Genomic DNA, 25,442 nt, shown 5'->3' on the forward strand with positions numbered 1-25,442 from the left:
TGCTTAGAATCACGCCTCTTTCGCGCTAACGGAAACGCGGCGCGGAGGAAGAAGGGAAGCGGTGCGATGGGAGGTTGGTTGTAGAGCCCCGGCGCACATGAAGTTGAACCCGGTCGTCTACGTTAAGCAGTTCAAAAAGTTGTTGACCGACTGAAAAAGACGGTTCATAATTGCTTCTCTGCTGCTGAAAACGCAGCGCTGCTCTAGAAACTCCAGGTTTCTCGCAGAAATGCTCTTTAAAAATTAACAGCCGATAAGTGTGGGCGCTTGATGGAAGCGAGCTGATCTTCGGATCAGATAGCGAAAAGTATCAAGAGTCTCACACTAAAGTAAGTCAGGTTTATGAAGTGATTCATATTCCTGTCAGCTTTGAGTGAGCGACCGGTTCTTAACTGAACCGAAAACAGTAACAGGTTTAAACTGAAGAGTTTGATCCTGGTCATCGTAACGCTGGCGGCATGCCTTACACATGCAAGTCAACGGCAGCACGGGTGCTTGCACCTGGTGGCGAGTGGCGAACGGGTGAGTAATACATCGGAACATGTCCTGTAGTGGGGGAATAGCTCGGCGAAAGCCGGATTAATACCGCATACGATCTACGGATGAAAGCGGGGGACCTTCGGGCCTCGCGCTATAGGGTTGGCCGATGGCTGATTAGCTAGTTGGTGGGGTAAAGGCCTACCAAGGCGACGATCAAGTAGCTGGTCCTGAGAGGACGACCAGCCACACTGGGACTGAGACACGGCCCAGACTCCTACGGGAGGCAGCAGTGGGGAATTTTGGACAATGGGCGAAAGCCTGATCCAGCAATGCCGCGTGTGTAAAGAAGGCCTTCGGGTTGTAAAGCACTTTTGTCCGGAAAGAAATCCTTGGTTCTAATATAGCCGGGATGACGGTACCGGAAGAATAAGCACCGGCTAACTACGTGCCAGCAGCCGCGGTAATACGTAGGGTGCAAGCGTTAATCGGAATTACTGGGCGTAAAGCGTGCGCAGGCGGTTTGTTAAGACCGATGTGAAATCCCCGGGCTCAACCTGGGAACTGCATTGGTGACTGGCAAGCTAGAGTATGGCAGAGGGGGGTAGAATTCCACGTGTAGCAGTGAAATGCGTAGAGATGTGGAGGAATACCGATGGCGAAGGCAGCCCCCTGGGCCAATACTGACGCTCATGCACGAAAGCGTGGGGAGCAAACAGGATTAGATACCCTGGTAGTCCACGCCCTAAACGATGTCAACTAGTTGTTGGGGATTCATTTCCTTAGTAACGTAGCTAACGCGTGAAGTTGACCGCCTGGGGAGTACGGTCGCAAGATTAAAACTCAAAGGAATTGACGGGGACCCGCACAAGCGGTGGATGATGTGGATTAATTCGATGCAACGCGAAAAACCTTACCTACCCTTGACATGGTCGGAATCCCGCTGAGAGGTGGGAGTGCTCGAAAGAGAACCGGCGCACAGGTGCTGCATGGCTGTCGTCAGCTCGTGTCGTGAGATGTTGGGTTAAGTCCCGCAACGAGCGCAACCCTTGTCCTTAGTTGCTACGCAAGAGCACTCTAAGGAGACTGCCGGTGACAAACCGGAGGAAGGTGGGGATGACGTCAAGTCCTCATGGCCCTTATGGGTAGGGCTTCACACGTCATACAATGGTCGGAACAGAGGGTTGCCAACCCGCGAGGGGGAGCTAATCCCAGAAAACCGATCGTAGTCCGGATTGCACTCTGCAACTCGAGTGCATGAAGCTGGAATCGCTAGTAATCGCGGATCAGCATGCCGCGGTGAATACGTTCCCGGGTCTTGTACACACCGCCCGTCACACCATGGGAGTGGGTTTTACCAGAAGTGGCTAGTCTAACCGCAAGGAGGACGGTCACCACGGTAGGATTCATGACTGGGGTGAAGTCGTAACAAGGTAGCCGTATCGGAAGGTGCGGCTGGATCACCTCCTTTCCAGAGCTTCTCGCAAAGTTGAGCGCTCACGCTTATCGGCTGTAAATTAAAGACAGACTCAGGGGTCTGTAGCTCAGTCGGTTAGAGCACCGTCTTGATAAGGCGGGGGTCGTTGGTTCGAATCCAACCAGACCCACCATTGTCTGGCGGTAACACCTGAGGCAAATCTGTACTCATGGGGGCATAGCTCAGCTGGGAGAGCACCTGCTTTGCAAGCAGGGGGTCGTCGGTTCGATCCCGTCTGCCTCCACCAATCTTCAATGACAAACATTCGAATGACGATTGTTCGAGTCTTTGTCATTGGCGATTGAGCCAGTCAGAGCGATACGTAGTACGTATCGGCTGTCGTTCTTTAACAATCTGGAAGAAGTAAGTAATTTGGATAGCGGAAGCGTCTTGAGATGGACGTGAAAACTATCCGGGTTGTGATTGTATCGATGTATCTCAAGATGATTCGAACTCTAAGTTTGACTCAATTGGAATACGGCACAACGCGAGAACTCAACCTGTAACGAGACAGACTCGTTATAGGGTCAAGCGAACAAGTGCATGTGGTGGATGCCTTGGCGATCACAGGCGATGAAGGACGCGGTAGCCTGCGAAAAGCTACGGGGAGCTGGCAAACGAGCTTTGATCCGTAGATGTCCGAATGGGGAAACCCACTCCTTTTGGAGTATCCATGACTGAATACATAGGTCATGCGAAGCGAACGCGGTGAACTGAAACATCTAAGTAACCGCAGGAAAAGAAATCAACCGAGATTCCCAAAGTAGTGGCGAGCGAAATGGGATGAGCCTTGCACTCTTTATTTGTATTGTTAGCCGAACGCTCTGGAAAGTGCGGCCATAGCAGGTGATAGCCCTGTAGGCGAAAACAGTATGAAAGAACTAGGTGTGCGACAAGTAGGGCGGGACACGTGAAATCCTGTCTGAAGATGGGGGGACCATCCTCCAAGGCTAAATACTCGTGATCGACCGATAGTGAACCAGTACCGTGAGGGAAAGGCGAAAAGAACCCCGGGAGGGGAGTGAAATAGATCCTGAAACCGCATGCATACAAACAGTCGGAGCCTCGAAAGGGGTGACGGCGTACCTTTTGTATAATGGGTCAGCGACTTACGTTCAGTAGCAAGCTTAACCGTATAGGGCAGGCGTAGCGAAAGCGAGTCCGAATAGGGCGTTCAGTTGCTGGGCGTAGACCCGAAACCAAGTGATCTATCCATGGCCAGGATGAAGGTGCGGTAACACGTACTGGAGGTCCGAACCCACTAACGTTGAAAAGTTAGGGGATGAGCTGTGGATAGGGGTGAAAGGCTAAACAAACTTGGAAATAGCTGGTTCTCTCCGAAAACTATTTAGGTAGTGCCTCGTGTCTCACCTTCGGGGGTAGAGCACTGTCATGGTTGGGGGGTCTATTGCAGATTACCCCGCCATAGCAAACTCCGAATACCGAAGAGTGCAATCACGGGAGACAGACATCGGGTGCTAACGTCCGGTGTCAAGAGGGAAACAACCCAGACCGCCAGCTAAGGTCCCCAAATATAGCTAAGTGGGAAACGAAGTGGGAAGGCTAAAACAGTCAGGAGGTTGGCTTAGAAGCAGCCACCCTTTAAAGAAAGCGTAATAGCTCACTGATCGAGTCGTCCTGCGCGGAAGATGTAACGGGGCTAAGCTATATACCGAAGCTGCGGATGCGTGCTTTGCACGCATGGTAGGAGAGCGTTCCGTAAGCCTGCGAAGGTGCCTTGTAAAGGGTGCTGGAGGTATCGGAAGTGCGAATGCTGACATGAGTAGCGATAAAGGGGGTGAAAGGCCCCCTCGCCGTAAGCCCAAGGTTTCCTACGCAACGTTCATCGGCGTAGGGTGAGTCGGCCCCTAAGGCGAGGCAGAAATGCGTAGCTGATGGGAAGCAGGTCAATATTCCTGCACCATTGTTAGATGCGATGGGGGGACGGATCGCGGAAGGTTGTCCGGGTGTTGGAAGTCCCGGTCGCTGCATTGGAGAAGGCACTTAGGCAAATCCGGGTGCGCAATTCAAGGGTGTGGCGCGAGCTCCTTCGGGAGCGAAGCAATTGGAAGTGGTTCCAAGAAAAGCCTCTAAGCTTCAGTCTAACGATGACCGTACCGCAAACCGACACAGGTGGGCGAGATGAGTATTCTAAGGCGCTTGAGAGAACTCGGGAGAAGGAACTCGGCAAATTGGTACCGTAACTTCGGGATAAGGTACGCCCTTGTAGCTTGACTGGCCTGCGCCAGGAGGGTGAAGGGGTTGCAATAAACTGGTGGCTGCGACTGTTTAATAAAAACACAGCACTCTGCAAACACGAAAGTGGACGTATAGGGTGTGACGCCTGCCCGGTGCCGGAAGATTAAATGATGGGGTGCAAGCTCTTGATTGAAGTCCCGGTAAACGGCGGCCGTAACTATAACGGTCCTAAGGTAGCGAAATTCCTTGTCGGGTAAGTTCCGACCTGCACGAATGGCGTAACGATGGCCACACTGTCTCCTCCCGAGACTCAGCGAAGTTGAAGTGTTTGTGATGATGCAATCTACCCGCGGCTAGACGGAAAGACCCCATGAACCTTTACTGTAGCTTTGCATTGGACTTTGAACCGATCTGTGTAGGATAGGTGGGAGGCTATGAAACCGGAACGCTAGTTTCGGTGGAGCCGTCCTTGAAATACCACCCTGGTTTGTTTGAGGTTCTAACCTTGGCCCGTGATCCGGGTCGGGGACAGTGCATGGTAGGCAGTTTGACTGGGGCGGTCTCCTCCCAAAGCGTAACGGAGGAGTACGAAGGTACGCTAGGTACGGTCGGAAATCGTGCTGATAGTGCAATGGCATAAGCGTGCTTAACTGCGAGACCGACAAGTCGAGCAGGTGCGAAAGCAGGTCATAGTGATCCGGTGGTTCTGTATGGAAGGGCCATCGCTCAACGGATAAAAGGTACTCTGGGGATAACAGGCTGATACCGCCCAAGAGTTCATATCGACGGCGGTGTTTGGCACCTCGATGTCGGCTCATCTCATCCTGGGGCTGTAGCCGGTCCCAAGGGTATGGCTGTTCGCCATTTAAAGAGGTACGTGAGCTGGGTTTAAAACGTCGTGAGACAGTTTGGTCCCTATCTGCCGTGGGCGTTGGATATTTGAAGGGGGCTGCTCCTAGTACGAGAGGACCGGAGTGGACGAACCTCTGGTGTACCGGTTGTCACGCCAGTGGCATCGCCGGGTAGCTATGTTCGGAAGAGATAACCGCTGAAAGCATCTAAGCGGGAAACTCGCCTTAAGATGAGATATCCCTGGGGACTAGATCCCCTTGAAGGGTCGTTCGAGACCAGGACGTTGATAGGTCAGGTGTGTAAGCGCAGTAATGCGTTCAGCTAACTGATACTAATTGCCCGTAAGGCTTGATCCTATAACAAGTCTGTCTCGCGCTGATGACAGCGCGTCGGACTGGTTGGATTCTCGTGTGTGATACACACAACCTAAATTACTGCTTCTTCCAAGATTGGTTGTGCTGCGAAGCCAGCACAACAACCCTCTTTGCCTGATGACCATAGCGAGTCGGTCCCACCCCTTCCCATCCCGAACAGGACCGTGAAACGACTCTACGCCGATGATAGTGCGGATTCCCGTGTGAAAGTAGGTAATCGTCAGGCTCCCTAAGCCAAGAACCCCCGCCCGACAAGGCGGGGGTTTTTGCATTTGAGCGGCGAAAAGCGCGAGTGCAGGGAGGTGTCCGGATTGCCGATCGATCAGATTACGATCCATAGGATCGGAAAGGTTCTGCCCGGCAGCACGCAGGACTCTTTTTTCACCGACTTTTTCGGCCCCGAGCATCAGATAGAACGGCACGGCATTGTGATCCGCCTCGATCACAAAGCTTCGGCCCCTCTCCTTGCCGCTTCCGTCCGGATCTCCTTCCGTAGCGCGCGGGCAACGCCCTGCCCCATATGCTCCGGGTGGACGAATAGCTCACCGGGCGTCGGGAGATCCGAATCTGCCGACGGCCGGATTCAGAACCCGATCACCATCACTTCGGCTTCGGCGACGTAGTCGATCGATCTTTCTATTGCCTCCGCTGAGATCTCGAGAAACAGGCACGCGACGAAAGTCAGAAAGCAGATGAGTGCGATCGCCGCCATGCACCATGCGGACGGTCCGGCACCCGCAACCAACTGGCCGGCGGCCGCGATCGCCGTGACGACCGACCAGATGCGCCACGTGAACAGGTGCGGCCGAACGCTGCGCCGGTAGATTGCGCGCGCGTACGGAATGGCTGCCAGCAAGGACGCGGCAGATCCCACGACAACCAGCACTGAAGCGGCACCCTGATCGACAGTCACCATCAACACCGCCTCGTTCGCATGGCCGGTCAGTATGTGGTCGGGCAGCGCAACGCGCAACTTGGGGCCGGCATGCGGCGTGGTCGATGCTGCGTCGTGTCGTTGGCGAAGCCGGAGGCGATTGAGCGCCAACAAACTGCAGAGTGATCACGTGCTCGCAGCCGAATCGATTGCATGGCCGTCGAATGCGCAGGAATCGCCTCTTGAAGCAAAAGAGAACGGTTCTGCCAGAACTTCCTTTGAAGGCCAACAGCTTGAGCAACCGCACGGCTGCTGAAATTCACAGTGGTCATGCACGTCAGCGTTACCCTTTTGCGCGCTCGCACCGAGTGTGACGCGCGCCCGCGCCGCAATTCAATGCTCCGCCTGCGCCGCATTGACATCCCGCCGAAATGCGCCCGGGCTCGTCCCGGTCCATTTCCGGAACGCGCGATGAAACGCGCTGGGCTCCGTAAAACCGAGTTCCGCCGCGATTTCCGCGACGCTGAGCGTGTGCCCGCGCAGCAGCGACTGGGCCAGCGCTCCGCGCAGTTCGTCCTTGATCGACGCGAAGCTCTGCCCCTCGCTGCGCAACCGTCGCCGCAGCGTCGCGGGCGTCGTGCCGAGGCGCACGGCCAGCGTGTCGAAGTCCGGCCACTCGGCGGCCGGTTGCGCCTTGAGATGCGCACGCGTCTTCGCCACCCAGCCGGTGTCGTGCCGATAGCGCACGAGCAGGTTGCCGGGCGCGCCGCGCAGGAAGGGTTTCAGCGCCTGCGCGGAGCGGATCGTCGGCAGCGCGAGGTACGCGGCGTTGAACGCGAGCCGGCTGTCCGGGCGGTCAAAATGCACGGGCACGCCGAAGAACTGGTGGTAGTCGCTGCGCTGGTCGGGGCTCGGGCACGCGAAATCGATGCGCTGTAGCGGAATGCGTCGGCCGATCAGCCAGCAGGCGACGCCGAGCAGGATCAGCCAGAACGTCCGGTACGCGAACGCCGAATACGGTGCGCCCGCCTGCGTGAGGACGATCTGCGCCTGGCCGTCGGCGACCACGAGCTCGCCACGCGGTTCGTCGAGCACCACGCGCAGGAACTGCAGCGCACGCCGCAGCGCCTTCTCGAGCGTGCCCGCGTGCAGCACGGCGTGGCACAGCAGCGTGAAGCTGCCGCGCCGCATCGGGCGGGCCGAGAGCCCGAAGAATTCGTCGTCGATCGCGTTGGCGATCGCCAGCCACAGGCGACCGTACTGTTGTGGCGTGACGGGCTCGCGCACGGTGGCCGGCAGGCCGGCAACGCGCAGCACGGGCTCGGTCGGAATCTGCTGCCGGCGCAGGCTCTCGAGCGCGTCCTCGACGAAATCCGGCGAGATCATCTGCGGCCCCATTTTTCATGTCCTCCAGACATGGCAAAAGCGATCACGATTCTAGATTCTGTTTGTCATTGATTGCAATGTGACGGCTGTCTACCATCATCGATATACCCCCGGTTCGCCGGCGGACATAACGAACAGGAGACACGCATGCGTGATGGAGCAACCGCCCGGGTGGTGCCGGCTTACGCCGACGCCGTGGCCGGCTTCCGTATCGAGACCGCCGCCGCATATCTGCACGGCGACCTGGAGCAGGGCCTGAACGCCTGCGTCGAATGCTGCGACCGGCATGCGGCGGCGGACGCGAATGCGATCGCACTCGACTGGATCGACGTCGCCGGCCGGCACTGCAGCTTCACGTTCGCGCAGATGCAGGCGCTGTCGGCGCGGGTCGCAAACCTGCTGGTCGAGCAGGGCGTGAAGCCGGGCGACGTGGTTGCCGGCCTGTTGCCGCGCACGCCCGAACTCGTCGCGACGATCCTCGGCACGTGGCGCGCGGGCGCCGTCTATCAGCCGCTCTTCACCGCGTTTGGGCCGAAGGCGATCGAGCACCGGTTGCGCATGAGCGATGCGCGGCTGGTCGTCACCAACATCGCGAATCGCGCGAAGCTCGACGAGATCGTCGATTGCCCGCAGGTCGCGACGGTGCGCGATTCGGGCGACGTGCTGCCGGCGCGCGACATCGATTTCCGCGCGGCACTCGACGCGCAGTGCGACGTATTTGAACCGGTCCCGCGCAACGGCACCGACCTGTTCATGATGATGTCGACGTCGGGCACGACGGGTTTGCCGAAGGGCGTGCCGGTGCCGTTGCGCGCGCTGCTCGCGTTCGGCGCGTACATGCGCGACGCGGTGGACCTGCGCGCCAGTGACCGCTTCTGGAACATCGCCGATCCGGGCTGGGCATACGGCCTCTATTACGCGATCACGGGCCCGCTGCTGCTCGGCCATGCAACGACGCTGTACGAGGGCGCTTTCACGGTCGACAGTACCTACGACGTGATCGAACGGCTCGGTATCACGAGCCTCGCTGGTTCGCCGACCGCGTTCCGGATGCTGATGGCGGCCGGCACCGAAGCGGCCGCGCGCCTGAAGGGGCAACTGCGGGTTGTCAGCAGCGCGGGAGAACCGCTGAATCCGGAAGTCGTGCGCTGGTTCCACGCGGCGCTCGGCGCGCCGATCTACGACCACTACGGCCAGACCGAACTCGGGATGGTCGTGAACAATCATCACGGGCTCGCGCACGTCGTCCATGCCGGCTCGGCGGGTTTCGCGATGCCCGGCTATCGCGTCGCGGTGCTCGACGAAGCCGGCCGCGAACTCGGCCCCGGCGAGCCCGGCATCCTCGCGATCGACATCGCGCGCTCGCCGCTGCTGTGGTTCGATGGTTACTGGAAGCAAGACACGCCGGCGATCGCGGGCGGCTATTACCGCACCGGCGACAACGTCGAACTCGAGCCGGACGGCACCGTGAGCTTCATCGGCCGCGCGGACGACGTGATCACATCGTCCGGTTACCGGATCGGTCCGTTCGACGTGGAAAGCGCGCTGATCGAGCATCCGGCCGTCAGCGAGGCCGCGGTGATCGGCGTGCCGGACCCGGAGCGCACCGAGATCGTCAAGGCGTTCGTCGTGCTGTCGAAAGACTTCGACGGCACACCGGCGCTGGCCGAAGAACTGAGCCAGCACGTGAAGCGGCGGCTGTCGGCACACGCCTATCCTCGCGCGATCGACTTCGTCGACGCGCTGCCGAAAACCCCGAGCGGCAAGATCCAGCGCTTCATGCTGCGCAAGCTGGAAGCCGAGAAGACCGCTCAATCCTGAATATTGACTATGGACTGCGAATGAACATCAAGGATCGCGTTTTTCTGATTACGGGTGCCGGTTCGGGCCTCGGCGCAGCGGTGGCGCGCATGGTGGTCGCCGAAGGCGGCAAGGCCGTACTGCTGGACGTCAATGAAGACGCCGGCGCGAGCCTCGCGCACGAACTAGGTACGTCCGCACGCTTCGTGAAGACCGACGTGACGAGCGAAGCCGACGGGCAGGCCGCCGTTGCTGCCGCGCGCGACGCGTTCGGCCGCATCGATGCGCTCGTGAACTGCGCGGGCGTCGCGCCGGGCGAGAAGGTCGTCGGCCGCGAAGGCCCGCATTCGCTCGACCGTTTCGCGCGTGCGGTGTCGATCAACCTGGTCGGTACGTTCAACATGATTCGGCTGGCGGCGGAAGCGATGTCGAAGCAGGACGCCGACGCGGAAGGCGAACGCGGCGTGATCGTCAACACCGCGTCGGTCGCGGCGTTCGACGGACAGATCGGGCAGGCCGCGTATGCGGCATCGAAGAGCGGCGTGGTGGGCATGACGCTGCCGATCGCGCGCGAACTCGCGCGGTTCGGCATTCGCGTGGTGACGATCGCGCCGGGCATCTTCGCGACGCCGATGATGGCCGGCATGCCGCAGGACGTGCAGGACGCGCTCGGCAAGAGCGTGCCGTTCCCGCCGCGGCTCGGCCGCCCGGAAGAATTTGCGGCGCTGGTGCGCCACGTCGCCGAGAATACGATGCTGAACGGCGAAGTCATCCGTCTCGATGGCGCGCTGCGCATGGCACCGCGCTGACACTGGAGGAATGCAATCATGACGACACAGGATCCGATCGTAATCGTTGGCGCGGCGCGCACGCCGATGGGTGGTTTTCAGGGCGACCTGGCCGCGGCCAGCGCGAGCGAGCTTGGCGCGGCGGCGATTCGTGCGGCGCTCGAACGCGCGAACGTGCCCGCCGAGCGCATCGATGAAATCGTGTTCGGCTGCGTGCTGCCGGCCGGCCAGGGTCAGGCACCGGCGCGGCAGGCCGCGCTGAAGGCGGGCTTGCCGCTGGCGGCGGGCGCGACCACGGTCAACAAGATGTGCGGCTCCGGGATGAAGGCCGCAATGTTCGTGCACGACCTGCTGCTGGCCGGATCGGCGGACGTGGCCGTCGCGGGCGGGATGGAGAGCATGACGAATGCGCCGTACCTGCTGCCGAAGGCGCGCGCGGGGATGCGCATGGGGCATGGCCAGGTGCTCGATCACATGTTCCTCGACGGGCTCGAGGACGCGTACGACAAGGGCCGGCTGATGGGCACGTTCGCGGAGGATTGCGCGCAGGCATATCAGTTCACGCGCGAGGAGCAGGATGCGTTCGCGATCGCATCGCTGACGCGCGCGCAGCGTGCGATTGCAGAAGGACGCTTCGTGTCGGAGATCGCGCCGGTGACCGTGAAGGCCGGCAAGACGGAAGCCGTCGTGTCGATCGACGAGCAACCGGGCAAAGCGAAGCTCGACAAGATTCCGACGCTCAAGCCGGCATTCCGCGAAGGCGGCACGGTGACGGCGGCCAATTCGTCGTCGATTTCCGACGGCGCGGCCGCGCTCGTGATGATGCGTCGCTCGGAAGCGGATCGGCTCGGCCTCGCGCCGAAGGCAGTGATCGTCGGGCATTCGACCTACGCGAACAAGCCGGGCCTGTTCGCGACGGCACCGATCGGCGCGATCCGCAAGCTGTCAGAGAAGACCGGCTGGAACCTGCGCGACGTCGACCTGTTCGAGATCAACGAAGCCTTCGCGGTGGTCGCGATGGCCGCGATGCGCGATCTCGACCTGCCGCACGACAAGGTCAACGTGCATGGCGGCGCGTGTGCGCTCGGCCATCCGATCGGCGCATCGGGCGCACGCGTGATGGTGACGCTGCTGGCCGCGCTCGAAACGTACGGCTTGAAGCGCGGCGTCGCGTCGCTGTGCATCGGCGGCGGCGAGGCGACGGCGATCGCGATCGAGCGGGTCGCGTAACGCGAACGCATTGATGCATCACGCGCGAGACGGCACCCATGCCGTCTCGCGACGCGGGCGGCGGGCATCATGCCCGTCGCCCGTTTCGCTTTCCGGCGCGCGCGCGATCGCGTTACGCGTTCGCCTCCGGCGACACCGCACCGCACGCACGAATCACGAGCTGCACGACCTGCTCGGTCTTCTCGGCGAACGCCTTCTGCGTGAACGCACGCTTGCCGCTCAGCGCGCGGATCTGCGCATCGAAATCCGCATAGTGTTGCGTCGTCGCCCAGATCAGGTACATCAACGCGTGTGCATCGATCGGCGCGAGCAGCCCGCGCGCGATCCAGCCCTCGATCACCTTCACGCGCGTGTCGAACCAGGGCTTCACGCGTTCCGACAGGATGTCCTGCATGTGCGCGGCACCGTGGATGATCTCGTTGGCCCACACTTTCGAGCCGAGCGGGCGCCGTCGCGACAGATCCATCTTCGCGCGCACGTAGCCGCCGATCGCTTCCACCGGATCGTCGCCGGCCTCGAACGAACCTGCCGCGCGATGCCAGTCCTCGAACAGGTCGTCGAGCACGCGACGGTACAGCGCAAGCTTCGTCGGGAAGTAGTAATGCAGGTTCGCCTTCGGCAGGCCCGCACGTTCGGCGATCATCGCCGTGCTCGCGCCGTCGAGCCCGCGCTCCGCGAACACGGCTTCCGCACAGGCCAGCAGATGCGCTTCGTTGGACTCGCGGATGTGCGCCTTGCGTCGCCGCAAGGGCGTGTTCGTTTCGTCGTCGCCGGTGGCTTCGGCGGCCGCTTCGTCATGTTTCATCGTTACCCTCGCGCGGCTTGCATGCCGCGTTGCGCTTCATTCTAGCCGCTGGTTCGCATCGAACGCACGTGCCCGCCCACATCGGCGCGCGTGATGCTGCAATGCGGTGGCACGTTTCTCGCTCGCTCGATTCACGCAAGAAAGACATTGCGCTGGGCATTTTGATCGTCTAAAACCTGTCCAATCGGACAGGATTTGATGATCGACGGAATGCAGTGCCGGCAATCCGCCGATCGGTCGGACGAATCACACGAACGATGCGCATCTGCACCTTGCCGGCGCGGGCTTGCCCCGATAGCGGCAATGCGTGCACCGGCGGCAACCGGAATGAGAACATAACCGACCCCACAGGAGCGATACGAATGAACGCGGTATCGGAAACAGTGAAGCGGGCAGCATTCGACACGTCGATCAAGGTCGATGGCAAGCGGTTGTGGGACAGCCTGATGGAAGTCGCGAAGATCGGCGCGACGCCGAAGGGCGGCGTGTGCCGCCTCGCGCTGACCGATCTCGACAAGGCCGGACGCGACCTGATCGTCGGCTGGGCGAAAGCCGCCGGCTGCGCGGTGACGGTCGATACGATGGGCAACGTGTTCATGCGCCGCGCGGGCCGCGTGGCCGACGCGGCGCCGGTCGTTACCGGCTCGCATGCGGATTCGCAGCCGACGGGCGGCCGCTTCGACGGCATCTACGGCGTGCTCGGCGGCCTCGAGGTGATTCGCAGTCTGAACGATCACGGCATCGAGACCGAGCATCCGGTCGAGGTCGTGATCTGGACCAACGAGGAAGGTTCGCGTTTCGCGCCGGCGATGGTCGCGTCGGGCGTGTTCGCGGGTGTGTTCCCGCTCGAGTACGGGCTGTCGCGCAAGGATGTCGACGGCAAGACGATCGGCGAGGAACTCGCGCGCATCGGCTACGCGGGCGACGTACCCTGCGGCGGCCGCAAGCTGCATGCGGCGTTCGAGCTGCATATCGAGCAGGGGCCGATTCTCGAGGCCGAGTGCAAGACGATCGGCGTCGTGACGGACGCGCAGGGGCAGCGCTGGTACGAGATCACGTTCACCGGCCAGGAAGCGCACGCGGGGCCGACGCCGATGCCGCGACGCCGCGATGCGCTGCTCGGCGCATCGCGCGTGGTCGATCTCGTGAACCGGATCGGCCTCGATCACGCGCCGTTCGGCTGCGCGACGGTCGGGATGATGCAGGTTCACCCGAACTCGCGCAACGTGATTCCCGGCCGCGTGTTCTTCACCGTCGACTTCCGACATCCGGACGACGCGGTGCTCGCGAAGATGGATGCTGCATTGCGCGATGGTGTGGCACGCATCGCGGGCGAGATCGGACTCGAAACCGCGTTCGAGCAGATTTTCTACTACAAGCCCGTCGCGTTCGATCCGGCCTGCGTGGCGGCCGTGCGCGGCGCGGCCGATCGCTTCGGCTACTCACATCGCGACATCGTGTCGGGTGCGGGGCATGACGCGTGCTATCTGGCGCAGGTTGCGCCGACGTCGATGGTGTTCGTACCCTGCGTCGACGGCATCAGTCACAACGAGATCGAGGACGCGACGCCCGCATGGATCGAGGCCGGCGCGAACGTGCTGCTGCACGCGATGCTGTCGCGCGCATGCGAGCCGGCTTCATGACGGACCGGATCTAGCGCAGCCGGCAGGCCGCTCATCGCCTGACCGTGGCATTCCCAAGCATGACCGCCCCGACTGTGCATTCGCAGCCGGCGGGGACGGCTTTGTCTCCACCCAGTCGAAGGAACGCGTATGACCACCAAGCCAACCGGCGATATCGCCGCGCATCGCCTGTCGTCCACGCAACTCTCGTGCGAATTCGCAGATATCGCGCCGCTGCTCGATCCGACTGCCGCCGCGGCCGCCGCCAGCCGCTGCCACTACTGCTACGACGCGCCGTGCGTGCAAGCCTGCCCGACGCAGATCGACATCCCGAGCTTCATTCGCAAGATCGGCAACGGCAACCTGAGGGGGGCCGCGACCGACATCCTGTCCGCGAATCCGCTCGGCGGGATGTGCGCGCGCGTTTGCCCGACCGAGATCCTGTGCGAAGGCGCGTGCGTGCGCAATCACCAGGATGCGCAGCCGGTCGCGATCGGCGCGCTGCAGCGGCACGCGACCGACTGGGCGATGGCGAGCGGCGCGGTGCGCTTTACGCGTGCGCCCGATACGGGGCGGCATGTGTCGGTGGTCGGCGCGGGGCCGGCCGGGCTCGCTTGCGCGCACCGGCTCGCGCTCGCCGGGCATCGCGTCACGCTGTTCGACGCGCGGCCGAAGGCGGGCGGCTTGAACGAATACGGGATCGCCGCGTACAAGACGGTCGACGATTTCGCGCAACGCGAAGTCGATTGGTTGCTGTCGGTCGGTGGCATCGCGCTGCAGACGGGCGTTGCGCTCGGCCGCGACGTCACGCTCGACGCCCTGCGTGAGCAGCATGACGCGGTGTTTCTCGCGATGGGCCTGGGCGGCGTGCGCACGCTCGCGATCGACGGTGAGGAATTGAGCGGCGTGATGGACGCGGTCGACTTCATCGAGCAGGTGCGGCAGGCCGACGCGCTGGAGAACGTGCCGGTCGGGCGGCGCGTGGTCGTGATCGGTGGCGGCAATACGGCGATCGATGCGTCCGTGCAGAGCCGCAAGCTCGGCTCGGAGCGCGTGACGATGGTGTACCGGCGCGGCGTGGACGCGATGAGCGCGACCTGGGCCGAACGCGAGTTCGCGCAAAAGAGCGGCGTCACGCTCGTCACGCACGCGAAGCCGGTGCGTATCACGGGCGCGGACGGGCATGTGACGGGTGTCGAATTCGAGGCCGCGTCGGGCGAGCGTTTCACCGTCGACGCGGACATGGTGCTGAAGGCGATCGGCCAGACGCTGGTGCCGGACGGTGTCGCGGCCGCGCTGCTGACGGCGGACGGCACGCGCATCGCGGTCGACGCGGACGGACGCACGGCGTTGCCCGACGTGTGGGCCGGCGGCGATTGCGCGGCGACGGACGGCATCGACCTCACGGTGCAGGCCGTGCAGGACGGCAAGCGCGCGGCGGCGGCGATCGACGCGGCGCTCGCGCGGCGCGCCGCCAAGGCCGCGTGAGCGCGGCATACGCAACGGCATCCCGCGCATCGCGTGCATTGCGCGCGCCACGCGAATCACGATAGACGCCCCATTTTTACGGAGCCGAACATGGCCGACCTTCGCTGCACCATCGCAGGCATCACTTCGCCGAATCCATTCTGGCTGGCCTCCGCGCCGCCGACCGACAAGGCGTACAACGTCAATCGCGCGTTCGAGGCCGGCTGGGGCGGCGTCGTCTGGAAGACGCTCGGGCTCGATCCGCACGTCGTCAACGTCAGCTCGCGCTACGGTGCGGTGCAGTGGAACGGCCAGCGGATCGCCGGGCTGAACAACATCGAGCTGATCACCGACCGGCCGCTCGACGTGAACCTGAAAGAGATCGCGCAGGTGAAGCGCGACTGGCCCGATCGCGCGCTGATCGTATCGCTGATGGTGCCGTGCAACGAGCGCGACTGGAAATGGATCCTGCCGCTCGTCGAGGATACAGGTGCCGATGCGGTCGAGCTGAACTTCGGCTGTCCGCACGGGATGAGCGAGCGCGGGATGGGCGCGGCGGTCGGACAGGTGCCGGAATACGTCGAGATGGTCACGCGCTGGGTCAAGGAAGGCACGAAGTTGCCCTGCCTCGTGAAGCTCACGCCGAACATCAGCGACATCCGGATGGGCTCGCGTGCCGCCTACAAGGGCGGCGCGGACGGCGTGTCGCTGATCAACACGATCAACTCGATCGTCGCGGTGGACCTCGACCAGATGGCGCCGATGCCCACCGTCGACGGCAAGGGCACGCACGGCGGCTACTGCGGCCCGGCGGTCAAGCCGATCGCGCTGAACATGGTCGCGGAGATCGCGCGCGACCCGGAAACGCCGAACCTGCCGATCTCCGGCATCGGCGGGATTTCGTCGTGGCGCGACGCGGCCGAGTTCATGGTGCTGGGCGCCGGCAGCGTGCAGGTGTGCACCGCCGCGATGCATTACGGATTCCGGATCGTGTCGGACCTCGCCGACGGGCTGTCGAACTGGATGGACGAGAAGGGCTACGCGACCCTCGACGACGTGCGCGGCCGCGCGGTGCCGAACGTGACCGACTGGAAATATCTGAACCTGAAGTACGACATCAAGGCGCGTATCGACCAGGACCGCTGCATCCAGTGCGGGCTGTGCCATATCGCGTGCGAGGACACGTCGCACCAGGCGATCACGGCCGAGAAGGACGGCGTGCGGCACTTCGAGGTGGTGGACGCGGAGTGCGTCGGGTGCAATCTTTGCATGCATGTGTGTCCGGTCGAGCAATGCATCACGATGGAGCGGGTCGACGCGGGCGACTACGCGAACTGGACCACGCATCCGAACAACCCGGCGCGTGCCGACGCGGGTGCGAGCCCGGCGGAACCCGCGAAGCATGCGAAGGCGGCCTGACCGGCGGCCGGCGGCGCGGCATCGTCCGCACTGCTGCTTGTGTCCTGTTCTGCCGGCATCGCACGATGCCGGCGCTGACGTTTACGTGGAGCGCGTCCGATGAAACCAGCAGCGATTCCCGCCGATCCCGACAGCGCCGCGGCGCCGGCCGGCAGCCTGTACAACGACGACCTCGCGCCGACGACGGCGTCACAGCGCACGTGGCGCTGGTATCACTTCGCGGCGCTGTGGGTCGGGATGGTGATGAACATCGCGTCGTACATGCTTGCGGCCGGACTGATCCAGGAAGGCATGTCGCCGTGGCAGGCCGTGCTGACCGTGTTGTTCGGCAACCTGATCGTGCTCGTGCCGATGCTGCTGATCGGCCATGCGGGCGCGAAGCACGGGATTCCGTATGCGGTGCTCGTGCGCGCTTCGTTCGGCACGCAGGGCGCGAAGCTGCCCGCGCTGCTGCGCGCGATCGTCGCGTGCGGCTGGTACGGCATCCAGACCTGGCTTGGCGGCAGCGCGATCTATACGCTGCTGAACATCCTGACCGGCAACGCATTGCACGGCGCCGCGCTGCCGCTCATCGGCATCTCGTTCGGGCAACTTGCGTGCTTCCTCGTGTTCTGGGCGCTGCAGCTGTACTTCATCTGGCACGGCACCGATTCGATCCGCTGGCTCGAGAGCTGGTCCGCGCCGATCAAGGTCGTGATGTGCATCGCGCTCGTGTGGTGGGCGACGTCGCAGGCGGGCGGCTTCGGCACGATGCTGTCTGCACCGTCGCAGTTCGTCGCGGGCGGCAAGAAGGCGGGACTCTTCTGGGCGACGTTCTGGCCGGGCCTGACCGCGATGGTCGGCTTCTGGGCGACGCTCGCGCTGAACATTCCCGACTTCACGCGCTTCGCGCATTCGCAGCGCGACCAGGTGATCGGGCAGTCGATCGGGCTGCCGCTGCCGATGGCGCTGCTGTCGGTGGTGTCGGTCGTGGTGACGTCGGCCACCGTCGTGATCTACGGCAACGCGATCTGGGATCCGATCGACCTGACGAGCCGGATGACCGGCATCGGCGTCGGCATTGCGCTCGTGATCCTGACGCTCGACACGATGTGCTGCAACCTCGCGGCGAACCTGGTCGGTCCTGCTTACGATTTCTCGAGCCTGTGGCCGAAGGCGATCTCGTACCGCACGGGCGGGCTGATCACCGCGACGCTCGCGATCGTGATGATGCCGTGGAAGATCCTCGCGACGACGGACGGTTACATCTTCACCTGGCTCGTCGGTTATTCGGCGCTGCTCGGGCCGGTCGCGGGCATCCTGATGGTCGACTACTTCCTGATTCGCGGCACGCGGCTCGATACGCACGCGCTGTTCGACGAGCGCGGCGACTTCAGCTACGCGCGCGGCTGGAACCCGGCCGCGCTGGCGGCGCTCGCGATCGGCGTGCTGCCGAACCTGCCCGGCTTCCTGCACACCGCGTTCCCAGCGTCGTTCCCGAACGTGCCGGCATTTTTCAACACGCTCTACACGTATGCGTGGTTCGTCGGCCTCGTGCTGGCGTCCGGCGTGTACGGTACCTGGATGAAGTGGCGCGCCGGACAGCGCGCGCAGATCGCGAGCGCGTGATGCGCGAACGCATGCGGCACCCGACAGTCAACGAGGAGGCAACCAAATGGCAATCCTGATTCGCGGCGGCACCGTGGTCGATGCGGACCGCACCTATCGCGCGGACGTACTGTGTGCCGACCCGCAGGACGGCGGCACGATCTTGCAGATCGCTCAGACGATCGACGCGCCGGCCGGCGCGACGGTGGTCGACGCGCACGACCAGTACGTGATGCCGGGCGGCATCGATCCGCATACGCACATGGAACTGCCGTTCATGGGCACGACGGCGAGCGACGACTTCTATTCGGGCACGGCCGCCGGGTTGTCGGGCGGCACGACCAGCATCATCGACTTCGTGATCCCGAGCCCGAAGCAGCCGCTGATGGACGCGTTCCACGAGTGGCGCGGCTGGGCCGAGAAGGCCGCGGCCGACTACGGCTTCCACGTGGCCGTCACGTGGTGGGACGAATCGGTGCACCGCGACATGGGCACGCTCGTGCGCGAGCACGGCGTGTCGAGCTTCAAGCACTTCATGGCGTACAAGAATGCGATCATGGCCGATGACGAGGTCCTCGTGAACAGTTTCTCGCGTTCGCTCGAACTCGGCGCGCTGCCGACGGTGCACGCGGAGAACGGCGAACTCGTGTTCCGGCTGCAGCAGGCGCTGCTCGCGCGCGGGATGACGGGGCCGGAGGCGCATCCGCTGTCGCGACCGCCGGAGGTGGAGGGCGAGGCAGCGAACCGCGCGATCCGCATCGCGCAGGTGCTCGGCGTGCCCGTGTATATCGTGCACGTGTCGGCGAAGGACGCGGTTGACGCGATCACGCGCGCGCGCAGCGAAGGGCTGCGCGTGTTCGGCGAGGTGCTGCCGGGACACCTGGTGATCGACGAGTCGGTGTACCGCGACCCGGACTGGACGCGTGCGGCCGCGCACGTGATGAGCCCGCCGTTCCGCTCGGCGGAGCATCGCGAAGCGCTGTGGCGTGGGCTGCAGGCGGGGCAGCTGCATACGACGGCGACCGATCACTGCGTGTTCTGCGCGTCGCAGAAGGCGATGGGCCGCGAGGACTTCACGAAGATCCCGAACGGCTGCGGCGGCGTCGAGGATCGCATGTCGGTGCTGTGGCATCACGGCGTGAATCATGGCCGCATCACGCCGAATGAATTCGTGCGGATCACGTCGACGAACGCCGCGCAGATCTTCAACCTGTATCCGCGCAAGGGGGCGGTGCAGGTCGGCGCCGATGCCGATCTGGTCGTGTGGGACCCATCCGCGACGAAGACGATCTCGGTGAAGACCCATCACCAGCAGGTCGATTTCAACGTGTTCGAAGGGATGACGGTGCAGGGCGTCGCGACCCACACCCTCACGCGCGGTGCGCTCGCATGGGCCGACGGCGAGCTGCGTGCGGTGCGCGGCGCGGGCCGCTATCTGAAGCGGCCACCCGCGGCCGGCTACTACGAGGCCGCGCGCATCGCGAACCGACTGCGCGAGCCACATCCGGTCGAACGCGCGGGCTGAGCGGCGTTGCGTCCGTTGCGTGGGGCGTGTCTGTTCGAACGGCACGCCCCGCGCACGTTTACGCGGCCGGTCACGTGCATCGCCGGCCCTACATCCTCTCGGCCCCCCCCCCGTCGATTCTCTCAATATATGGGACGAATCGGGCATCGTCACGTCCATCCGATTTCCAGGTACATAGAAGAACTGAGCAAATCGACGACGCAAGCGAACCCGCACGGAGCATGCCATTTTGATTGCGTTGTCGTCATGCATGACGGCGAGTAATATCCACCGACGGCGTTACACGGGCGTGCCGGGCCGCCTGCCGATCATTCAAATAAACATCGAGAGAAAGGAGTACGAGGTGGATATTCTGCGCAGTCTCCTGGGCATGCTGTTCCTGCTGCTGGTGGCCTATCTGCTGTCGAACAACCGGCGCGCCGTGAGCGGCCGGACCCTGATCGCCGCGCTGCTCACGCAGTTCGCGATCGGCGCGCTGGTGCTGTTCGTGCCGTCGGGCCGCGCGGCGCTCGCGGCGGCCGCGAACGGCGTCAATCGCGTGCTCGACATGGGCAATCACGGCATTGCGTTCGTGTTCGGCGGGCTGGTCGACGCCCGGATGTTCCAGCTGTTCGGCGACGGTGGGTTCGTGTTCGGCCTGCGCGTGCTGCCGATGATCATCTTCGTCACCGCGCTGATCGCGGTGCTGTATTACGTGGGCGTGATGAAGTGGATCGTCGCGATCCTCGGCGCGGGGCTCGCGAAAGTGCTCGGCGTGAGCCGCATCGAGGCGTGCTCGGCCGTCGCGACGATCTTTCTCGGGCAGAGCGAAATGCCCGCACTCGTGAAGCCGTTCGTGCGGCACATGACGGGCGCCGAGATCTTCACGGTGATGGCGAGCGGCATGGCGTCGGTCGCGGGCTCGGTGCTGGTCGGCTACGCCGGTCTCGGCGTGAAGATGGAGTACCTGCTCGCTGCATCGTTCATGGCGGTGCCGGGCGGGCTGCTGTTCGGCAAGCTGCTGTTCCCGACCGTGGAGCCGAGCCGTGTCGTGGTCGACGGGCTCGATTTCGACGACAAGCGGGCCGCCAACGTGATCGAGGCGGCGGCGTCAGGCGCATCGGTGGGCCTGCGGATCGCGATCAATGTCGGCGCGATGCTGATCGCGTTCGTGGGGCTCATCGCGCTGATGAACCTCATCGTCGGCGGCGTGGCCGCGTTCGCGGGCTTTCCGCAGGTGACGCTGCTGGGCATCATCGGCCACCTGTTCGCGCCGCTGGCTTGGATCATCGGCGTGCCGTGGCACGACGCGGCGCTGGCCGGTAACTTCATCGGCGAGAAGCTGATCTTCAACGAGTTCGTCGCGTACGGCGACCTGTCGCCGTATCTGAAGGGCGGCGCGCACGTCGCGGCGGCCGGCCTGCAGGTGCTCGACCCGAAGACGCTCGCGATCGTGTCGTTCGCGCTGTGCGGCTTCGCGAACTTCTCGTCGATCGCCATTCTCGCGGGCGGCTTCAGCGCGGTCGCGCCGGAGCGCCGCTCGGAAGTCGCGCGGCATGGCTTGCGTGCGCTAACGGCCGCGACGTTGTCGAACCTGATGAGTGCCGCGATTGCCGGCCTGTTCTTTTCGCTACACTGAGCGAGCAAGGAGACGCAACGATGTTTCTGCCGCAGGAGTTCATTCGCCGCAAGCGCGACCGGCAGCCGCTCGATCGCGACGAGATTGCCGCGTTCGTGCGCGGCGTGACCGACGGCAGCGTGACCGAGGGCCAGGTGGCGGCGTTCGCGATGGCTGTGTACTTCAACGACCTGAGCACCGATGAGCGCGTCGCGCTGACGATCGCGCAGCGCGACTCGGGCGACGTGCTCGACTGGCGTGCGCTCGATCTCGGCGGACCGGTGATCGACAAGCATTCGACCGGGGGCGTCGGCGATGTCGTGTCGCTGATGCTCGGGCCGATGGTGGCCGCATGCGGTGGCTATGTGCCGATGATCTCGGGGCGCGGGCTCGGCCATACCGGCGGCACGCTCGACAAGCTCAGTGCGATCCCCGGCTACGACGTGACACCGGACACGGACACGTTTCGTCGTACGGTGCGTGACGTCGGCGTCGCGATCATCGGGCAGACCGCGCGGCTCGCGCCGGCGGACAAGCGCATCTATGCGATTCGCGATGTGACGGCGACCGTCGAGTCCGTCGCGATGATCACCGCGTCGATCCTGTCGAAGAAGCTCGCGGCGGGGCTCGACGGGCTCGTGATGGACGTCAAGGTCGGCTCCGGCGCGTTCATGCCGACCGCCGAGAAGTCGGCCGAGCTGGCACGTAGCATCGTCGACGTCGGAAACGGCGCCGGCATGAAGACGACCGCGATCCTGACCGACATGAACCAGTCGCTCGCGCCGTGCGCGGGCAATGCACTCGAAGTCGCGTGTGCGATCGACTACCTGACGGGCAAGTCGCGACCGGCGCGCCTGCATGACGTCACGATGGCGCTGTCGGCGCAGTTGCTCGTCACCGGCGGGCTGGCGCCCGACGTCGCGCAGGCGCGCACGATGTTGCAGCAGGCGCTCGACTCGGGCGCGGCGGCGGAACGCTTCGCGCGAATGGTGGCGACGCTCGGCGGCCCCGTGGACCTGATCGAAGCGCCCGCGCATCATCTTGCGCGGGCGGATGTGATCGTGCCGGTTCCGTCGCCCGCGAGCGGAGTGGTGAAGCGGGTCGATTGCCGCGCGCTCGGGCTCGCGGTCGTCGCGCTCGGCGGCGGCCGCACGCGCGCGGAGGATGCGATCGACTACCGTGTCGGCCTGACGGCACTCGCGGAGATCGGGCAGCGTGTCGAAGCCGGCCAGCCGCTCGGCTATGTGCATGCCCGCGACGACGCGGCGGCCGCGCGTGCGGTGGCCGAGGTGCGGCAAAGCTACGTGCTGGGCGAGACGGGCGAGGCGCACCCGACCATTTACGAGCAGATCGGCTGACCGTGCGCCGATGCCGGCGCGGCGGAACGTGCCGGTGTCGGTGCTCGCCTTACATGACGGGGGAGTATCGTGCCGGCCGGGATGCGTCGTGTCGATGCATCCCCGCACACGACTGGAGGCACCATCGAGATGGAACGAGACGAACTGATCGAACAGGCCAAGGTGGCGCGCGAACGCGCGTATGCGCCGTATTCGCGCTTCAAGGTCGGCGCTGCGCTACAGGCGCGCGACGGAACGGTTTTTCACGGCTGCAACGTCGAGAACGCGTCGTACGGACTGTGCAATTGCGCGGAACGCACGGCGATGTTCGCGGCGATCGCGGCCGGCTATCGTCCGGGGGACTTCACGCGGCTGGCGGTCGTCGGCGATACCGACGGCCCGATCGCGCCGTGCGGCGCGTGCCGTCAGGTGATCATCGAGATCGGCAAGCCCGACATCGAAGTGATCCTGGCCAACCTGAAAGGGGCCGTCGAGGTCACGACGGCCCGCGCGTTGCTGCCGGGCGCGTTCAGCCTGTAACGGACAAGCTGCGCGCATCACGCGCCGTCACGCGCGTCCCGGATCGGGATCACGGTGCGCGCGCCGCACTGGCGCAGCAGGTCGCGCAGTTCGTTGATGACCGGAAACACCTCGTGATTCCAGTCGGCGCCCTGCCGGTCGTGCGCTTCCTGCTCGCGCTCGACGATCCAGCGATCCTCGCGGAAGATCCGCTCGGTGAACCAGACGAGCAGCGGCCACGCGAGATCGAGCGCGAACGGGATGCCGGGCTTGTGGATCGACAGCAGTCCGAACGTGCGGTTGGTACGCTGTTCCGCATCGAGCGGCACGTAGACGATCCACAGGTCCATCACGAGCGTGCCTTCGCTCGAGCGGATCTGCAGCGTCTGGTACGGGTAGCCGGTGCGAACCGTCATCACGCTCTTGTCGGCCTGGTCGCCGGGCTTCTTGCTCGAGCCGAACACGAGCGCCTCGCCGACCGGCTGCTTGCCTTCCATGCGCGCGAACGTGTAATCGACCTCGACCCAGTCGTCGCCGCGGCGCCGGCCGAGTGCGCGCGCCCGCATCTGCCCCATCTGCTTGCGATGCAGGAACTGATGGTTCATGTCCATCAGGTTCTCGTGCATGAACGAGTAGTGGCACTTGACCTCGCGGCCGAAGCGGCGCGTCTTGAATGCGCGGTCGTCCGCCGATTCGAGCGCGGGGAACGAGCGTTCGTCGGCGAGCGTCGCGTCGCCGGGGAACACGAAGATCAGTCCGTGCGCCTCGCGGCACGGGTACGCCCGCACGCCGTTGGGCAAACGCTCGCGGCCGAGGTAGGGCACGTCGACGCAACGGCCGCTGTCGCACGCATAGGTCCAGCCGTGGTAGCAGCAGCGCAGCGTTTCGCCGCTCACGACGCCCGCATGCAGCGGCACCTGGCGGTGCGCGCAACGATCTTCGAGCGCATACACGGCGCCGGATTCGGTGCGCACGAGGACGATCGGATCGCCGGCGAAGCGCACGCCGAGCGTCTTGCCGCGCTTCAGTTCCCGCGACCACGCGAGCGGATACCAGTGATCGGGATGGATGGGCACGCGGCGCAGGTCGCGCACGACCGCGCCGGTGGACGGTTCTTCGAGGGTGCTGCTGTCAGACAAAGGCACTGCGCGCATGCGTGACGCCTCCTGGCTGGACGGAAGGTCCGGACGCCGCAACAAGCGGCGTGGCTTGGGAGAAGTCTACGCGAAGTTGCACCGCATGTCGGACGCGATGCGGGTTTGCACCGGCACGGCGGGCGCGGTTTGTTTGATGCGGCGCAATCCGGGGCGCGGGCGGCACCCGCGGCATGCGAGGCCGCCCTGCTGCGGCCGCGTGCCGGTCACGAGCGGGCATCGCGCCACAGCACCGGATCGGCGCGGTACAGCGCCGGGAAGTAGTGTTTCAGCCCGGCGACCTTCGGCAGGTCGTTGAACGCGATGTATGGCGCGTCGGGATGCAGTTCGAGGTAGTTCTGGTGATAGGCCTCGGCCGGGTAGAACCCCTTGTAGTCCTCGATACGCGTGACGACCGGCGCCGGAAACACGTGCGCGGTGCCGAGCTGCGCGACGTACGCGGTCGCGACCGCGCGTTGCTGCGCGGTGGTCGGGAAGATTGCCGACCGGTATTGCGACCCTTCGTCTGGGCCTTGCCGGTTGAGTTCGGTCGGATCGTGCGCGACCGAGAAGAACACCTGCAGCAGCCGGCCGTAGGTGATCTGCGTCGGGTCGTAGACGATGCGCACCGATTCCGCGTGCCCCGTCAGCCCGGACCCGACGAGTGCATAGTGCGCGGTTTCGGACGCGCCGCCCGCATAACCGGCCGTGACCTGCTTCACGCCCTTCACATGCTCGAACACGCCCTGCACACCCCAGAAACAGCCGCCGGCAAGCACGGCCGTCTCGTCGTGCGATGCGCCGGGTGTTTCGTCGAGTGTCGGCGCGGGCACGGTGCGCATCGGCTCGGCAGAGTTGACGATGCGCTGGTAGCCGAACACGGCGGCGGCCGCGACGGCGAGGGCGCCGATGCGGCGCAGCATCGCTGCGCGCCGTCGCGGCGTGGAAGCGCGGGTGGGTGTCGGGTTCATGGT

At 64.1% G+C, this 25,442-nt stretch carries 15 protein-coding genes, 2 tRNA genes, 3 rRNA genes and 1 pseudogene; 16 read left to right on the forward strand and 5 right to left on the reverse strand.

Features of this window, described 5'->3' with window-relative positions:
• Nucleotides 1-417: 417 nt before the first annotated feature.
• The 5 genes from ACT2FV_RS11585 (at nt 418) to rrf (ending at nt 5,605) form a co-directional block, all read left to right on the forward strand.
• Nucleotides 418-1,948 (forward strand): 16S ribosomal RNA (locus ACT2FV_RS11585).
• Nucleotides 1,949-2,010: 62 nt separating this feature from the next.
• Nucleotides 2,011-2,087, forward strand: a tRNA-Ile gene (locus ACT2FV_RS11590).
• A gap of 38 nt (nt 2,088-2,125) precedes the next feature.
• Nucleotides 2,126-2,201, forward strand: a tRNA-Ala gene (locus ACT2FV_RS11595).
• Nucleotides 2,202-2,479: 278 nt separating this feature from the next.
• Nucleotides 2,480-5,361 (forward strand): 23S ribosomal RNA (locus ACT2FV_RS11600).
• A 131-nt stretch (nt 5,362-5,492) separates the two neighbouring features.
• A 5S ribosomal RNA gene (rrf, locus tag ACT2FV_RS11605) occupies nt 5,493-5,605 on the forward strand.
• The 16S, 23S and 5S rRNA genes sit together here with 2 tRNA genes alongside, the layout of an rRNA operon.
• A 435-nt stretch (nt 5,606-6,040) precedes the next feature.
• Here the strand turns inward: rrf and ACT2FV_RS11610 are convergent.
• Nucleotides 6,041-6,295 (reverse strand): annotated as a pseudogene (locus ACT2FV_RS11610) (hypothetical protein); the annotation flags it as partial.
• A 351-nt stretch (nt 6,296-6,646) separates the two neighbouring features.
• Entirely contained in the window at nt 6,647-7,651 is a 1,005-nt protein-coding gene (locus ACT2FV_RS11615) for an AraC family transcriptional regulator (protein WP_444503922.1), read from the reverse strand.
• Nucleotides 7,652-7,786: 135 nt separating this feature from the next.
• Here ACT2FV_RS11615 and ACT2FV_RS11620 point away from each other — a divergent pair, with 135 nt between their 5' ends.
• The 3 genes from ACT2FV_RS11620 to ACT2FV_RS11630 are packed head-to-tail and all read left to right on the forward strand — an operon-like array spanning nt 7,787 to nt 11,457.
• The gene (locus tag ACT2FV_RS11620) at nt 7,787-9,460 is read left to right on the forward strand and encodes an acyl-CoA synthetase (RefSeq protein WP_444503923.1); all 1,674 of its coding nucleotides are present in this window, start codon (nt 7,787-7,789) and stop codon (nt 9,458-9,460) included.
• 20 nt (nt 9,461-9,480) lie between these two features.
• Complete coding sequence (locus ACT2FV_RS11625) at nt 9,481-10,248, forward strand: 3-hydroxyacyl-CoA dehydrogenase (protein WP_059606011.1); 768 nt, start codon at nt 9,481-9,483, stop codon at nt 10,246-10,248.
• An 18-nt stretch (nt 10,249-10,266) separates the two neighbouring features.
• Nucleotides 10,267-11,457, forward strand: coding sequence for an acetyl-CoA C-acetyltransferase (locus tag ACT2FV_RS11630; RefSeq protein ID WP_124902487.1), 1,191 nt, complete (start codon nt 10,267-10,269; stop codon nt 11,455-11,457).
• Nucleotides 11,458-11,569: 112 nt separating this feature from the next.
• Here the strand turns inward: ACT2FV_RS11630 and ACT2FV_RS11635 are convergent, their stop codons facing one another.
• Nucleotides 11,570-12,262 carry a TetR/AcrR family transcriptional regulator gene (locus ACT2FV_RS11635; RefSeq protein ID WP_151051227.1) on the reverse strand — a complete coding sequence of 231 codons (693 nt, stop codon included), beginning with the start codon at nt 12,260-12,262 and terminating at the stop codon, nt 11,570-11,572.
• A 362-nt stretch (nt 12,263-12,624) separates the two neighbouring features.
• Between ACT2FV_RS11635 and ACT2FV_RS11640 the strand changes: the two genes are divergently transcribed.
• The 8 genes from ACT2FV_RS11640 to ACT2FV_RS11675 all read left to right on the forward strand — a co-directional run bounded on the left by ACT2FV_RS11640 (nt 12,625) and on the right by ACT2FV_RS11675 (nt 23,356).
• Nucleotides 12,625-13,905 carry a Zn-dependent hydrolase gene (locus ACT2FV_RS11640; RefSeq protein ID WP_444503924.1) on the forward strand — a complete coding sequence of 427 codons (1,281 nt, stop codon included), beginning with the start codon at nt 12,625-12,627 and terminating at the stop codon, nt 13,903-13,905.
• Between the two features lie 129 nt (nt 13,906-14,034).
• Nucleotides 14,035-15,372, forward strand: coding sequence for an NAD(P)-dependent oxidoreductase (locus tag ACT2FV_RS11645; RefSeq protein WP_444503925.1), 1,338 nt, complete (start codon nt 14,035-14,037; stop codon nt 15,370-15,372).
• 90 nt (nt 15,373-15,462) lie between these two features.
• A complete protein-coding gene (preA, locus tag ACT2FV_RS11650) occupies nt 15,463-16,770 on the forward strand; it encodes an NAD-dependent dihydropyrimidine dehydrogenase subunit PreA (RefSeq protein ID WP_059606025.1) in 1,308 nt (435 codons plus the stop codon).
• A gap of 99 nt (nt 16,771-16,869) precedes the next feature.
• Nucleotides 16,870-18,378, forward strand: coding sequence for an NCS1 family nucleobase:cation symporter-1 (locus tag ACT2FV_RS11655; protein ID WP_444503926.1), 1,509 nt, complete (start codon nt 16,870-16,872; stop codon nt 18,376-18,378).
• 46 nt (nt 18,379-18,424) lie between these two features.
• Nucleotides 18,425-19,882, forward strand: coding sequence for a dihydropyrimidinase (gene hydA / locus ACT2FV_RS11660; RefSeq protein WP_124627322.1), 1,458 nt, complete (start codon nt 18,425-18,427; stop codon nt 19,880-19,882).
• Between the two features lie 343 nt (nt 19,883-20,225).
• Nucleotides 20,226-21,500, forward strand: coding sequence for a NupC/NupG family nucleoside CNT transporter (locus ACT2FV_RS11665; protein ID WP_124627320.1), 1,275 nt, complete (start codon nt 20,226-20,228; stop codon nt 21,498-21,500).
• Between the two features lie 20 nt (nt 21,501-21,520).
• Complete coding sequence (deoA, locus tag ACT2FV_RS11670) at nt 21,521-22,837, forward strand: thymidine phosphorylase (RefSeq protein ID WP_444503927.1); 1,317 nt, start codon at nt 21,521-21,523, stop codon at nt 22,835-22,837.
• Between the two features lie 129 nt (nt 22,838-22,966).
• Entirely contained in the window at nt 22,967-23,356 is a 390-nt protein-coding gene (locus tag ACT2FV_RS11675; RefSeq protein ID WP_151052166.1) for a cytidine deaminase, read from the forward strand.
• A 17-nt stretch (nt 23,357-23,373) separates the two neighbouring features.
• Here ACT2FV_RS11675 and ACT2FV_RS11680 read toward each other — a convergent pair whose 3' ends face one another.
• The gene (locus ACT2FV_RS11680) at nt 23,374-24,489 is read right to left on the reverse strand and encodes an aromatic ring-hydroxylating oxygenase subunit alpha (RefSeq protein ID WP_151052164.1); all 1,116 of its coding nucleotides are present in this window, start codon (nt 24,487-24,489) and stop codon (nt 23,374-23,376) included.
• A gap of 206 nt (nt 24,490-24,695) precedes the next feature.
• Entirely contained in the window at nt 24,696-25,439 is a 744-nt protein-coding gene (gene msrA, locus ACT2FV_RS11685; protein WP_151052162.1) for a peptide-methionine (S)-S-oxide reductase MsrA, read from the reverse strand.
• Between the last annotated feature and the right edge of the window lie 3 nt (nt 25,440-25,442).

Origin of the sequence: Burkholderia sp. PR2 (genome assembly GCF_052372875.1) — a bacterium.
Lineage (GTDB): Bacteria > Pseudomonadota > Gammaproteobacteria > Burkholderiales > Burkholderiaceae > Burkholderia > Burkholderia diffusa.